Consider the following 13,143-nt stretch of genomic DNA (forward strand, 5'->3'; position numbering starts at 1 on the left):
CACTGATGCGGCTCGCGGGTCAGTCGCGGTTTTGGCGGCGGAGGAGTTCGTTGACGCTGACGGTGCGGCCTTCGGTGCCGCGGTGGCGGCCTTCGTCGTCGTCCTTGGGGTCTTCCTTGGGGCGGCGGCGGGCGGAGCGTAGGTCCGACATCCACTGTTCGATGCTGCCTCGGCCGCCCTGGGGGCGGTCTTCGGTGGAGTGGTGGGTCGGTTGGGGGGTGGGGTCGGGCTGGTCGGTGGGGGTGGCGGGGGATTCGACGGTGGCGTCGTCGGCCGGGGACCGAACCGGGGCCGGGCGCTGGGCGGGAGGCTGCGCGGGGGCGGACGGCTGCTGGGCCGGAGGCTGCACCGGGGGCGGGACCTGCCGGTGGGTGGGGGCCGGAGGCTGTGTGCCGGCGGGGGTTTCGCCGTCGGGGTGCGGCTGGTAGAGCTGGGCGCGGGTGGCCGGGTGGGGTGGGATCTTCTCCACGCCGGGGGGCGGGAGCACGCGTTCGGCGCCCGCGACGGGGGCCGGGGACGAATCAGCCTGGCCGGTGGGGGAATTCGGCTGGGAGATCTGGGGAACCACCGGGGTGGTCGCGGCGGGGGCGGAGTCGCCGCCCAGGCTTCCGAGGTTGGTCAGCGACCTGGGCTGCACGCCGACGCCGGGCTGCGGTGCGGAACCGGCGTCGGAACCCGTTGGGGCGGAGGAGCTGTCGGCCTTGCCGGAACCGGATTTGGTCAGGCGCGGCTGCTCACCCGTCGCGGCCGACGGCACATTCGTATGCGCCACCGCGCCCGACGGCTTGATCACCGGCAGCACCGTGGTGGCATCGTCCAGGCGCTGGGTCGGCGCTTCGCTGTCGACGTCGACGAGCCTGGCGGGCTTGGGTTTACGGAACGAGCGCGGCTTGGTGGCCTCCGAGCCCTCGGTGACGATCGGCATCTGCAAGGTGACCGGATCGGTGACCGGGGTGGTCTTGACCAGGTCCACCATCTCGCCGCCACCGGGACGCTCGTCGTCCAGGATCGGCTCGCCCAGCCCGATCTTCTCCTGAATCCGCTTCATCCAGGCCGGAGCCCACCAGCAGTCATCGCCGAGCAGCTTCATGGTGGCGGGCACCAACAGCATGCGCAGCACCGTGGCGTCGATGAACAGCGCCGCCACCATGCCGTAGGCGATGTACTGCATCATCACCAGATCGGAGAAGGCGAACGCGCCCGTCACCACCAACAAGATCAGCGCGGCGGCGGTGATGATGCGCCCGGTCTGCGCGGTACCGGCGCGCACCGCCTCGGTCGTACTCGCCCCCTGGGTGCGCGCCTCGACCATGCGCGAGAGCAGGAAGACCTCGTAGTCGATGGAGAGGCCGTAGATGATCGCGATGATCAACACCAGCACCGGCGACATGATCGGCTGCGGCGTGAAGTTCAACAGATCCGCACCGTGGCCGTCGATGAAGATCCAGGTCAGAATGCCCAGCGTGGACCCGAGTCCGAGCGCGCTCATGAGCGCCGCCTTGAGCGGCAGCACCAGCGAACCGAACGTCAGGAACATGAGGATCGTGGTGACGAGCAGCACCAGCGCGATCATCAACGGCATGAGGTCGAGCAGCGCGTCGATACTGTCCATCATCATGACCGGCTGACCGGTCACCATGACCTCGACGCCCTCGGGCACCTCCATCGACCGCAGATAGTCGACGGTCTCCTCGGGGTGCGCGCTGTCCACCACGGTGGCCTCGCTGACCCACACATTGGATCCGTTCGGCGGTTTGGCGGGAATGCCGAACTGGGAGTTCTCCACCAGTCCGGGAGCCTGATTCGCCTGTGCGCGAATGGCGCCGATATCGCGCGAATTGTCGGTGACGATGATCAACTGCACCGGATCGGACTTGCGCAGCGGGAAGATCTCGTCGAAGTGCTCCTGCGCCAGTCGCGTCGGATTGTCCGGCGGCAGATACGATTCGCTGATCCCGCCGAACTGCAGGTTCTTCACCGGGATGATGAGCAGCAGCAACAGAATGGTCAGCGGAATCGCGACCTTGAGCGGATGCTTCATCACCCACGCGGTGAGCTTGCCCCAGAAGCCGTTCTCCACCTCTTCGGCGGTCTTGGTCTTGCGGAACCACTTGAGGCCCAACATATCCACGCGCGGACCGAGAATGCTCAGCAGTGCGGGCAGCACGGTGAGCGAGGAGATCATGGCCAGCAGCACCGCGGCGATACAGCCGTAGGCGACCGACTTCAGGAAGCCCTGCGGGAACAGCAGCATGCCCGCGCTGGCCGCGATGATCATGGTCGCCGAGGAGGTCACCGTCCGACCCGCCGTCATCACGGATCGTCGCACCGCGGCCTTGGTGTCGTACCCCTCGGCCAATTCCTCACGGAAGCGACTCACGATGAACAGGCCGTAGTCGATGGCCAGACCCAGCCCGATCATCGACACCACGGCGGAGACGAACGAGTTCACCTCGGTGAACTTGGTCAGCCCCATGATGATGCCGTTGGAGGCGAGAATGGTCAGACCGCCGATGATCAGCGGCAGCGCCGCGGCCACCACACCGCCGAAAATGAAGAACAGCAGCACCGCGACGGCCGGAATGGCCAGCAGCTCCATGCGTTTCACGTCGCTGGCGATGGTGTCGTTGAGGGTGAAGCCGATCGGCTGCAACCCGGCGACCTCCACCTTGACGCCGGGAATCTCGAAGGCGTTCTCCACCTTCTTGTAGTTCCGCAGCATCTCGGTGTCGTTGTTGCCCTCGAGCGACAGCGCCGCGAAGGCGTACTTCTTGTCCTTGCTGCCCGCGATGGCCGGAATCAGCTCACCGGTCTCGGTCGGCCAGTACGAGCCGTTGACCTTGGTGATCTCCGGATATTCCTTGGGCAGGCTGTTGAGCTTGTCGATGACCGTCTGGCTGAATTCCGGGTCGTCGATGGTCTTGCCGTCGGGCGCGGTGAACAGCAGCAGGATGTCGGCGCTGTGGTCGCGGCCGTAGACGGAGTCCTTGAGTTCGGCGGCTTGCACCGACTCGGAGGTGGGGTCGAACCACCCGCTGGAGCTGAGATGGTTTTCCAGCCCGAACCCGAAACCTCCGAGCGCGAGCATGGCAGCGCCGACGATGCCGAGAACGGCGAAGCGGAACCGATAGACCAGGTCGCCCCAGCGGGTGAACACTAAGCGACTCCTTGAGCGGGGCGGGAGGTGAGCAGGGCGGTGAGCGGCCGGAACGGCTGCAGCCACGCTCCCTCGTCGGGCAGCGAGTCGAGGCTAACCCTGGGCAGCGGTTCACGGAACACGCCCGGGATGTCCTCCAGGTCGATGAACTCGAGGATATCGGACGTGACCGCCCAACTCGCGTGCTCACGGAATCCGAGCACCTGAACCGGGACGCCGGTCGCGGCGATCTCCTCGAGCGGCGCGCGGAACGCTTGACCGTCCGCGGAGGCGACCATGATGCCCGCCAGGCCCGCGCCACGTCGGCGTAGCTCGATGTGGGCGAGCATATCGCTGTCGACGTCGGAATCCTCGTCGATCTTGGGTTTTGCGAAAACCGCGTAACCCACATTGCGCAGCGCCTCCACCCACGGCCGCACCACATCGGCGGTGCCGGGCGCGATATTGGTGAAGACGGTGGCCTCGGGTTCGACCCGGCGCGGACTGCCCACCGACAGTTCGGCGGTGCGGGCCAGCAGCCAGCGGCCCAGCGCGTCGAAGCGCGGCCGGTACGCGGCCGTGGGACGGCCACCGAGGATCGCACCGAGACCCATATCGAGATTCGGTGCGTCCCACACGAGCAGTACACGACGCACATCCGGCGTGCTGACGCCTAGTGCTGGGGTGCCGGGCACTTCCGCGGAGGGGGTGCCGTGCATTATTTCGGCAACATCCGTGACCTCCGGGGTCATCTCGCTGACACTCATGATTCGATCTTCCCCCAGATGAACTCGTTGATAGCGCTACCCGCGCGGAGTCCTTTGCTTTCGAACTTGGTAATCGGACGTTCGAAACCGATTGGTGCGGTTTTGCGCCAGTCGTCCGAATTGCCCCCCGTGGCCTCATTGAGGCCGATGAGCTGCGGTTCTCCCGCACCCACTGCCGCGATCCATTCGGCGTAATCGGCATGGTCGGTCGCGACATGCAACACACCGCCCGGCTTCAGCCGCGACGCGATGAGCGACATGGTGGCGGGCTGCAACAGCCGCCGCTTGTGATGCCGGGCCTTGGGCCACGGGTCCGGGAAGAACACCCGAACGCCCGTGAGCGACTCCTCGGCAATCATGTTCTCCAGCACATCGACGGCATCGCCGCGCAGCAGTCGAATGTTCTCGATGCCCTCGCGCTCGATGTTCTTCACCAGCATGGCCAGACCCGGCTTGTAGACCTCGATGCCGATGAGGTTGTACTCCGGCTCGTCCTGCGCCATGGCCGCGGTGGCGGTGCCGGTGCCGCAGCCGATCTCGACGATGAGCGGTGCGCTGCGGCCGAACCAGGCGTCGGCGTCGAGCAGCTCGTCGGAGACTTCCCGGCCGATCTTCGGCCACATCCGCTCCCAGGATTCCTGCTGGGAGGGCGTCAGCGCGCCCCGGCGGGACCGGAAGCTGGTGACCCGGGGGTAGAGGCGGTTGCCGGAGGTCGGAGCTGATGCGGACCGCGGCCCGGGAACTGACTCGGCAGTGTGGTTCGCGGCGTCGTTCACGGCGTCCATTGTCCAGTATTCGATGATTAGCGCAGCAATCGACCACGCGTTTGCATCCCGAGCGGTTTTCAGGCCGCCAGTTCCGTCACGTCCGCGACCTGGGGTGGCGTCTGCGGGGTCAAGGGGCGTCCGAACGCGACTCGCAGTGCGGTACTTGCCATTTCCAGGAGACCGCGCCAACGGGCGGGGACCGCGATTACGGACCAAACGGTCTCTGTCGAGGGGGCTGCCAGCGGGACTCCGGCCAGCCGGTCGGCCAGCCAATCCAGGCTCATCGGCGTGGAGAGCGGCAGCATCGAGAAGTGCTCGCTCAGCCGATCGCGGACGTACCAGACCGCGGCACCGGCCTCGCGGTAGCGCTCGACCTGGCCATCTACCCCCCGCACGTCGATGCATTGGTCGTTGACCGGCTGAATGACCAGAACCGGGCAGGCCGGGGCGGTGTTGCCGAGACGGATGTCGTCGAACACGCCGTCGAGATCCGGAAGTATCTCGGCGAGCGGGCGGCGCAGGTAATCCTCGATATCGCGGCCGACCAGCAGTGGCAGCACCGCGATCGGTCCGAGCCGCTCGGCGAGGCCGAGCAGGCGGCGGCCTTCGGGGGTCATCTCCTTGCCGACCACGTCGGCGAGCGCGGGATAGACCCGCTGGAGAGCGGCGATGACGAGGGTGGGGAAGCCCGCCCACAGGCCGCCGTTCAAGCTGAGGAAGACCTGCTTCGGATCGCCGACGGGCGCGCCCAGCACCGCGCCGACAATGCGCAGTTCCGGGGCGTAGGCGGGGGCCATCTCGATCAACCAGGAGCTGGCCATCCCGCCGCCGGAGTAGCCCCAGGCCACGACCTTGGTGTCGGGGCGCAGACCGAGCGGGGCGAAGCGCAGGGCGGCGCGGACGCCGTCGAGGGCGCGGTAGCCGGGTTCGCGCGCCGCGCCGAAGTTGCCGCCCGGCCCCTCGTGGTCGGCGATGCTCACGGCCCAGCCTCGGCGCAGCGCGTTGGCGACCAACAGCCATTCGAGCTGGGTGACCGAGCCGGGGGCGAGCGCGCCGCGGCGCAGTACATAGGAGGGAGCGCAGCGATCGGTGATGGCGTCCACCGCCGATTGGAAGGCGAGCAGCGGACGGTCGTCGTCGGGTGCGGCGCCCTCCGGCAGCAGCACGGTGGTGATGGCCACCTCGGGATCGCCGTGCAGATCGCTGCTGCGGTACAGCAGTTGCCAGGCCGTGACGCGCTGCGGGACCAGGCCGAACAGCGCCAATTCCACGGGGCGACCGCGCAGAATCGTGCCGGGGGAGTGAGCGGCGAAGCCCGCGGGTGCGCGGAAGAACGGATCCTGGCTCGGCGGCAGCGGTAGGCCCCCGGTGGTGTCGACACTGTCGATGACGATGGTCATCGCAACCTCCCGATCGAGTCCAGGGCGGCTGCCCGGACCCGGAGGTCGCAGTGTCGACGCCGCGCATCGGCGATGCGGCCGACTTGTTCGCCACAGTAAGTGACTCGCGGATGTCTGGGAAGGGTGGTTTCACCGAATTGTTCTGTGGCACAGCTGGAACCGGTTTCGGTAGGGATTCGCTATCCCACTGAGCGGGACCGACGGCGAACTCCATTCCAGGACGGTATCGGCTGCCGCCATTCCCGCGCCGCGACGGCGATCGCGTGGCTAGTATGCCGCTGTGTTCGACGGCTTATCGGCCGACTTACCGTACGTAGCGCGATTGCGTTGAGCGACAGCGAGATACGCGATGGATGAAGGTCGAACCGAACTGGACCGCCTGCTGGCGATCCTCCGCGCCCGAGAGTCCCCCTTCATCCATCCCCTGACCGCCGCCTTCGAGCGGCTGCGCCAACCGGTCCACATCCAGGTCACCGGCCGCGCCCGCGCCGGAAAGACCACCCTGCAACGAGCTTTGGCGCTCATCTCGGCCGAGGAAACCGCGCCCATAGACGCCCCCGACACCCCTGCGCCGGTCCTCGACGCGGACATAGTCCTCTACGTCCTGAGCGGCACTCTGCACCCAGCCGACCGCATTGCCCTGGCGGGGATCTCGCCACACGAGGAAGACAGCGGCGCAGTAGCCGACGACGCGATCGCGGCCGGTCCAATGTCGCCGTCGGGCCGAATCCTCTTGGTGCTGAACAAAGCGGACGCGATGGGGACGGGGTGGGCGGATGCCGTGGAGGCGGCGCAACGGTGGGCGTCCGAGCTCGGGGTGGCGACCTTTCCGGTTGTCGCGTCACTGGCCGCGCGGACTCGCAGTGGGATTGTCACGGAGGAGGATCTGGCGACGCTGCGCCGTCACCTCGGACAGGCCGATCCGGCGTTCGGCCTTGTGCCGGAACGGTTCACCTCGCCCGCCATCGCCTCCGACGCACCCGAGCGGCGCGCGGTTCTCGAGCATTGGACGCTGCCCGGGGTGGCGTGCGCCCTCGCGGCGCTGCGGCACGACCGCGACCTCACCTCGCGGCAGCTGTCGCAGATTCTCCACGCGGCCAGTGGAATAGATCCGCTGCATCGGGAACTGCAACGGCGCTACGAGCGGATCACCGCTACGCGCGGCGGCGAATTCCTCGATGAGCTCGTTCGATTGGCGGCGGCCGATGAGGAGTGGCCGCCCTATACGGCCAACTCGCGTGACCGCGGCGCGGGTGCGGCGGGTGGCATGCGTGCGCGCGGGGATGCCGATGCCAGTGACCGCGAGCTGATCGCTCGGTACCTGGAGAGCGATGAGGCACGGGCACTCGGTTTGCGCGCCGGGTTGTCCAGCCTGGGCCTACCACCTCCGGCGTGCGGCGAACCCGCCGATGCCGCAGCGGCTTTGGCTCACGCCACGCATTGGCGGGCGGCGTCGGACGACCTACCGCCGGATGCGCGGCGGGCCGCGCTGCGGGTGCACGACGGCTATGTTCGGCTCTGGGAACGGATGACCGATGCTCGACTCTGACCACCGCGGGACGCGGGATGGGTGGGTTCATGCCTGAGCCGGAGCGCCCGGCCATCGCCGCGCCCGCCCCGCATCCGGAATGCGCCGCCGGGTCGCCGCCCGCCGTCAGCCCGGCGATGCCCGAGGATGAGCCGTTGAGCCTGGGAGCCGCGCCTTCGGCGGCCGGGGTGCGCGAGGTCACGGTGCCGATTCGTCTGCCCGAGGCGGCGGAAACCGTTGTGGCGCGCTGGAATCCGCAGGGTATGGCGCTTCTGGAGGCCGCTCGCGCGGACGACGGGGTGGGGCAGCGCGTGCTGCTGATCGGCGTCGACGACGCCAATACCGCACTGCTGCGGGCGGAGCTGGCGCGCTTCGCACCTCGAATCGAGTTGTCGGACCCCGTGGTCGAGCCCACGCGGCCGGTGGGCGTGGCGCTGGTGCTGCTGGACGCGGGTAGTCCGTTGGGCACGCACACCATGCGGGTCGCGTCTCGCCTGTGGGCGGACGGTGCGCGAATGGTCTTCGCGATCAATGGCATTCACGCGCACCCCGATTGGCAGGCGGTGCGCGATCGCGACCTCGAACTCCTGAACGCGCTGTGCCCCCAGCATGCCGAGGTCGACATCATCCCCGTAGCACCGCAATTGGCCATCGCCGCCCGAACCAGCGCCGATGCCGCACTCTGCGACCGTGCCGGAATCGGACTGCTGCACGCCCGCCTCGCCGCCGCGACGGGCGCGCTGACCGCCGCCGACCAGGCCAACGCCGTCCTGAAGCGGGTGCTGGCCGACACCCGCCACCGCATTCACGCCCAGATCGCCGCCCTGCGCTCCGGCGCGGAGGTGGCGGCCCTGCGCGAGGAGCGCGTCACCCTGCTCTCGGTCAGCGACGGCGGCCGCTCCATCGCCATGTCCACCCTGCACAACCGCCTGCAACTGGCGCGCGTGGACCTGGTGCACGAGATCGGCGCACGCATTCGCTCGCTCAATATCGCCGCCCGCGCGGAGGTGGAGCGCCTGGGCCGCACCGAACAACGCGACTACCCGAAGATCCTGCAACGCTCGGTCAACCAGCTCACCGCCGATATCGACACCGAGTTCCTGCACCGCCTTGTCGAGCTCGCGGAGGTGATCGAACAGTGCATGGAACCGTTCGACCAGGTGGTCCGCTCCGCCCGCGCCGAAACCGCGCGGGCCGCCGCATCATCCGAACAGCTGCCTCCCGAGTACCGGCTCGCCGCCTCAGCGCGCGACGAGTCCGCTGCCCGCCCGCGGACCGATGCCCGCGATCCCGCACGCCCGAACGACCCTGACCCGGAGCATGACTCGGCTTTCGACCATCGCCTGCGGGACGTGCCCGACGCTCGTGTGACCAGGCGTGATTCGTCCTACCCGGACAGTGGCGACGGCCATCGGGACGCACCGCGCCCCCTCTCCCGCGCCGCGCAGCGCCCCGTCACACCGCGTGTCGGTCCCGATCCCGAGCCCCGCCGCCCCGGCGTCGAGGACCGGCTGATGATCGTGGTCGGCGCGTCGGCCGGGTTCGGCCTCGGCCGCTTGATCGTCTCCCCCTTCGCGCTCGTCCCCGCGCTGGACTACGCCAGCGTCCCGCTGACTCTGCTACTCGGCGCGGCCGTCGCGGCGTGGCTGGCGCGGGCGCGTGGCCAACTCGCGGATCGGGCGCATTTGCGCCAATGGATCGCCGACGCCCTGGTGAATGTGAAGGCGCAATTGGAACAGCGGGTGGCCGCGGTGTTGGTGGACGCCGAAGACCAACTAACCGACCAGGTGGTCCGCTCGGCGACGCGTCGCGTGGTCGAAGCAGACCGCCGAGTCGGTGAAATCGAGGCCCTTCTCAAGGCCTCCGCAGCCCGCCGACCGGCGCAATTAGCGGCCTGCGAACGTGACCTTGACACACTCGAATTCGAATAGCCGCAGGTCGGCGGTCTCGACCCGATACCGACTGGACAACCCGATTCCTGCCCTGGGGATATATGGCGTTAACCTCTATAGCAGGAACCTGGGCGTCCGCTTCGTCCTTGTACGCCGTCCAGCCGGGACGCGCTATCGGCAATCCAGCGGGCGGGTGCCCGACCGCACTTGGTAGCACCTGGTGTAGCGAGCGGGACTCACGCCCACTCGACCCGCCCGGAGCCACCCATCTCAGGAGAGTTTTCATGACCTCAGCGACCATTCCTGGTCTTCACGATGGCACCGCGCCCACCGAGCACAAGGAACTGCTTGCCTGGGTACAGGAGGTCGCAGAACTCACCCAGCCGGACCGCGTGGTCTGGGCTGATGGGTCCGACGAAGAGTGGGATCGGCTCACCGCGCAGCTGGTCGCCGCGGGCACCTTCAAGAAGCTGAACGAGCAGAAGAAGCCGAACTCGTTCCTGGCTCTCTCCGACCCCTCCGACGTCGCCCGCGTCGAATCCCGCACCTACATCTGCTCGAAGACCGAGGCCGACGCCGGTCCGACCAACAACTGGGTCGACCCGACCGAGATGCGCGCCACCATGACCGAGCTGTACCGCGGCTGTATGAAGGGCCGCACCATGTACGTGGTGCCCTTCTGCATGGGCCCGCTGGGCGCCGAGGACCCGAAGCTGGGCGTGGAGCTCACCGACTCCGAGTACGTGGTCGTCTCCATGCGCGTCATGACCCGCATGGGCAAGGCCGCGCTGGAGAAGATGGGCACCGACAAGCCGTTCGTGAAGGCCCTGCACTCCGTGGGCGCGCCGCTGGCCGAGGGCCAGGCCGATGTGCCGTGGCCGTGCAATGACACCAAGTACATCACCCACTTCCCCGAGGACCGCGAAATCTGGTCCTACGGTTCGGGTTACGGCGGCAACGCGCTGCTGGGCAAGAAGTGCTACTCGCTGCGCATCGCCTCGGCCATGGCGCACGACGAGGGCTGGCTGGCCGAGCACATGCTCATCCTCAAGCTCATCTCGCCCGAGAACAAGGCGTACTACATCGCCGCCGCGTTCCCGTCGGCCTGCGGCAAGACCAACCTCGCCATGCTCCAGCCGACGGTTCCCGGCTGGCGCGCGGAGACCCTGGGCGACGACATCGCCTGGATGCGCTTCGGCAAGGACGGCCGCCTGTACGCGGTGAACCCGGAGTTCGGCTTCTTCGGCGTCGCGCCCGGCACCAACCACTCCTCCAACCCGAACGCGATGGCCACCATCGACGCGGGCAACACCGTCTACACCAATGTCGCGCTGACCGACGACGGCGACGTGTGGTGGGAGGGCCTGGAGGGCCAGCCCGATCACCTGATCGACTGGAAGGGCAACGACTGGTACGAGCGGGAGTCGGAAACGCTTGCCGCGCACCCGAACTCGCGCTACTGCACGCCGATGTCGCAGTGCCCCACGCTGGCTCCCGAATGGGACGACCCGCAGGGCGTGCCGATCTCGGCGATCCTGTTCGGCGGCCGCCGCAAGACCACCATCCCGCTGGTGACCGAGTCCTTCGACTGGCAGCACGGCGTGTTCATGGGCGCCACCATGTCCTCGGAGCAGACCGCCGCCGCCGAGGGCAAGGTCGGCACCGTGCGCCGCGACCCGATGGCCATGCTGCCGTTCATGGGCTACCACGTCGGTGACTACATGAACCACTGGATCACCCTGGGCAAGAACGCCGACGCGGACAAGCTGCCGAAGATCTTCTACGTCAACTGGTTCCGGCGCGGCGCGGACGGCCGCTTCCTGTGGCCCGGATTCGGCGAGAACTCGCGCGTGCTGGAGTGGATCGTCGGCCGCATCGAGGGCTCCGCCGAGGGCGAGGCCACCCCCATCGGCACCGTGCCGCACGCCGCCAACCTCGACCTCGAGGGCCTGGACGTGAACCCGGCCGATGTCGACGAGGCGCTCACGGTGAACGTCGAGGAGTGGCGCAAGGAGATCCCGATGATCGAGGAGTGGTTCGAGTTCGTCGGCGACAAGCTGCCCTCGGGCATTCGCGACGAGTTCGAGGCCCTCAAGCAGCGCCTGGGCTGATACGCAGAGTCACACCACGGCTGGCCCGCACCGAATCCGGTGCGGGCCAGCCGTTTTACGTGCGCACTCCTACATTTGCGCTGGGGGATGGGCTGTTTCGATAGTGGCGGGCCGAATGCGGTCGCGGGCCAGGCGAATCACGTCCGGACCGCCGGTGAGGCACCACAGGGCGATCACCGGGTCGCAGATCGCGCATCCGAGCGATGAATCGTGGGCGAAGGGGAGAATCGGACTGCCCTTCACGTGGTGCAGGACGTCGGCGGCGGTGTGCAGCAGCCACGCGATCCCGATGAACCGCCACGACTTCAGGCCCCGGTACGCGCAGTAGGTGATCGCGGCCGTGATGAGCAGTTCCCACGGACCCACCGCGCCGCTGCTGAGATACGCGGCTCCCGCACCCGCGACGAAGATGGCGTTGAAGGGGCGGCGATGCTCCTGCGGGATGGCCGAATTCAGCAGAACGTAGGCGATTCCGATCAGAATCGGCGCGATATAGATCATGCCTCGACGCTAGGCACGGCACTGTCGCGGCCCCAGTGGCATTTTCGCCATACTGCACCGGAAAAGTGACAGGTAGGGTGCGGAGGTGCACACCGTTGCGGTACTCGCCCTGGATGGGGTGATTCCCTTCGATCTGGCGACGCCGATCGAGGTGTTCGAGCGCACCCGGCTGGCGGATGGCGGCCCCGGCTACGAGGTTCGGATCTGTGCCGAGACGCGGGAGGTCGACGCGGGCGCGTTCCGGCTGTGCGCGCCATGGGGATTGGACGGGCTCGCGGACGCGGACACGATCATCGTTCCCGGCGTCGCGAATCCGTTGGCTGTGCCCTCGGCGGCGGTGCGGGAGGCGGTATGCGCCGCCGCGGCGGCCGGGGCGCGCATCGCGTCCATCTGCTCCGGGGCATTTCCCTTGGCCGCCATGGGCTTGCTCGCTGGCAAGCGGGCGACCACGCATTGGGCGGCCGCAGAACTACTCGCGACCAGACATCCCGATATCGAGGTCGATCCCAATGTCCTCTATGTCGACAACGGTGGGGTGCTCACCTCCGCGGGGGCCGCGGCGGGATTGGACCTGTGCCTGCACATGATTCGCCGCGACCACGGCTCGGCGGTGGCGGCCGAGGCGGCGCGGCTGTCGGTCATGCCGCTGGAGCGCGAAGGCGGACAGGCGCAGTTCATCGCGCGACCGCATCCGCCCGCACCGCGGGGCGCGACGCTGGAGCCGGTGCTGGAGTGGTTGTTGAAGAACCTGTCTCGCGAGCTGACGCTCACCGATATCGCCGCGCGAGCTGGAACGAGTCCCCGCACCCTGATTCGGCATTTTCGCGATCAGACAGGCACGACCCCGCTGCGCTGGCTACACACCGCGCGCATCCGGTACGCGCAACAGCTGCTCGAGTCGACCGATCACACCGTCGAAACCATTGCCGCCCGAGCGGGTTTCGGCTCCGCGACGGCCTTTCGCGACCGTTTCAAGCGCACGACGGGCGTCAGCCCGCACACCTATCGGCGTACGTTCCGCTGACACCCGCCACGGCCGCG

Annotated in this window: 9 protein-coding genes; 4 read left to right on the plus strand and 5 right to left on the minus strand. The window is 68.2% G+C overall.

Features of this window, described 5'->3' with window-relative positions; all coding sequences use genetic code 11:
- Positions 1–19: 19 nt before the first annotated feature.
- From ACIBH2_RS30760 to ACIBH2_RS30775, 4 genes are read right to left on the minus strand one after another with little or no spacing between them, the layout of a single operon-like run.
- Positions 20–3,157, minus strand: coding sequence for an MMPL family transporter (locus ACIBH2_RS30760; RefSeq protein ID WP_397123830.1), 3,138 nt, complete (start codon positions 3,155–3,157; stop codon positions 20–22).
- Positions 3,157–3,903: an NYN domain-containing protein gene (locus ACIBH2_RS30765; protein WP_397123832.1), complete on the minus strand. Its 747-nt coding sequence runs from the start codon at positions 3,901–3,903 to the stop codon at positions 3,157–3,159. The genes ACIBH2_RS30760 and ACIBH2_RS30765 overlap by 1 nt, the downstream gene beginning before the upstream one ends.
- Positions 3,900–4,688 (minus strand): tRNA (guanosine(46)-N7)-methyltransferase TrmB, encoded by a 789-nt coding sequence (gene trmB, locus ACIBH2_RS30770; protein WP_397123834.1) that lies wholly within the window; start codon positions 4,686–4,688, stop codon positions 3,900–3,902. The genes ACIBH2_RS30765 and trmB overlap by 4 nt, the downstream gene beginning before the upstream one ends.
- A gap of 59 nt (positions 4,689–4,747) precedes the next feature.
- Positions 4,748–6,070, minus strand: coding sequence for a lipase family protein (locus ACIBH2_RS30775; RefSeq protein WP_397123836.1), 1,323 nt, complete (start codon positions 6,068–6,070; stop codon positions 4,748–4,750).
- 349 nt (positions 6,071–6,419) lie between these two features.
- Between ACIBH2_RS30775 and ACIBH2_RS30780 the strand changes: the two genes are divergently transcribed.
- The 3 genes from ACIBH2_RS30780 (at position 6,420) to ACIBH2_RS30790 (ending at position 11,601) form a co-directional block, all read left to right on the plus strand.
- Positions 6,420–7,619, plus strand: a complete 1,200-nt coding sequence (locus ACIBH2_RS30780; RefSeq protein ID WP_397123838.1) for a hypothetical protein — start codon at positions 6,420–6,422, stop codon at positions 7,617–7,619.
- 29 nt (positions 7,620–7,648) lie between these two features.
- The gene (locus tag ACIBH2_RS30785; protein ID WP_397123839.1) at positions 7,649–9,529 is read left to right on the plus strand and encodes a hypothetical protein; all 1,881 of its coding nucleotides are present in this window, start codon (positions 7,649–7,651) and stop codon (positions 9,527–9,529) included.
- 245 nt (positions 9,530–9,774) lie between these two features.
- Positions 9,775–11,601, plus strand: a complete 1,827-nt coding sequence (locus ACIBH2_RS30790) for a phosphoenolpyruvate carboxykinase (GTP) (protein WP_397123840.1) — start codon at positions 9,775–9,777, stop codon at positions 11,599–11,601.
- Positions 11,602–11,670: 69 nt separating this feature from the next.
- Here ACIBH2_RS30790 and ACIBH2_RS30795 read toward each other — a convergent pair whose 3' ends face one another.
- Positions 11,671–12,102, minus strand: a complete 432-nt coding sequence (locus ACIBH2_RS30795) for a DUF6010 family protein (RefSeq protein WP_397123841.1) — start codon at positions 12,100–12,102, stop codon at positions 11,671–11,673.
- Positions 12,103–12,187: 85 nt separating this feature from the next.
- Between ACIBH2_RS30795 and ACIBH2_RS30800 the strand changes: the two genes are divergently transcribed.
- On the plus strand, positions 12,188–13,126 hold the full coding sequence (locus ACIBH2_RS30800; protein WP_397123843.1) for a GlxA family transcriptional regulator: 939 nt from the start codon (positions 12,188–12,190) through the stop codon (positions 13,124–13,126).
- Positions 13,127–13,143 lie beyond the last annotated feature (17 nt).

It is taken from the genome of Nocardia sp. NPDC050406, from assembly GCF_044459025.1.
In the GTDB taxonomy this organism is placed as follows: Bacteria; Actinomycetota; Actinomycetes; order Mycobacteriales; family Mycobacteriaceae; genus Nocardia.

What these genes read in the sequence shown, in the direction of transcription:
- ACIBH2_RS30765 (WP_397123832.1), bottom strand. Translation starts at nt 3,903, where the DNA reads ATGAGTGTCAGCGAGATGACCCCGGAGGTCACGGATGTTGCCGAAATA.
- trmB (WP_397123834.1), bottom strand. Translation starts at nt 4,688, where the DNA reads ATGGACGCCGTGAACGACGCCGCGAACCACACTGCCGAGTCAGTTCCC.
- ACIBH2_RS30775 (WP_397123836.1), bottom strand. Translation starts at nt 6,070, where the DNA reads ATGACCATCGTCATCGACAGTGTCGACACCACCGGGGGCCTACCGCTG.
- ACIBH2_RS30780 (WP_397123838.1), top strand. Translation starts at nt 6,420, where the DNA reads ATGGATGAAGGTCGAACCGAACTGGACCGCCTGCTGGCGATCCTCCGC.
- ACIBH2_RS30785 (WP_397123839.1), top strand. Translation starts at nt 7,649, where the DNA reads ATGCCTGAGCCGGAGCGCCCGGCCATCGCCGCGCCCGCCCCGCATCCG.
- ACIBH2_RS30790 (WP_397123840.1), top strand. Translation starts at nt 9,775, where the DNA reads ATGACCTCAGCGACCATTCCTGGTCTTCACGATGGCACCGCGCCCACC.
- ACIBH2_RS30795 (WP_397123841.1), bottom strand. Translation starts at nt 12,102, where the DNA reads ATGATCTATATCGCGCCGATTCTGATCGGAATCGCCTACGTTCTGCTG.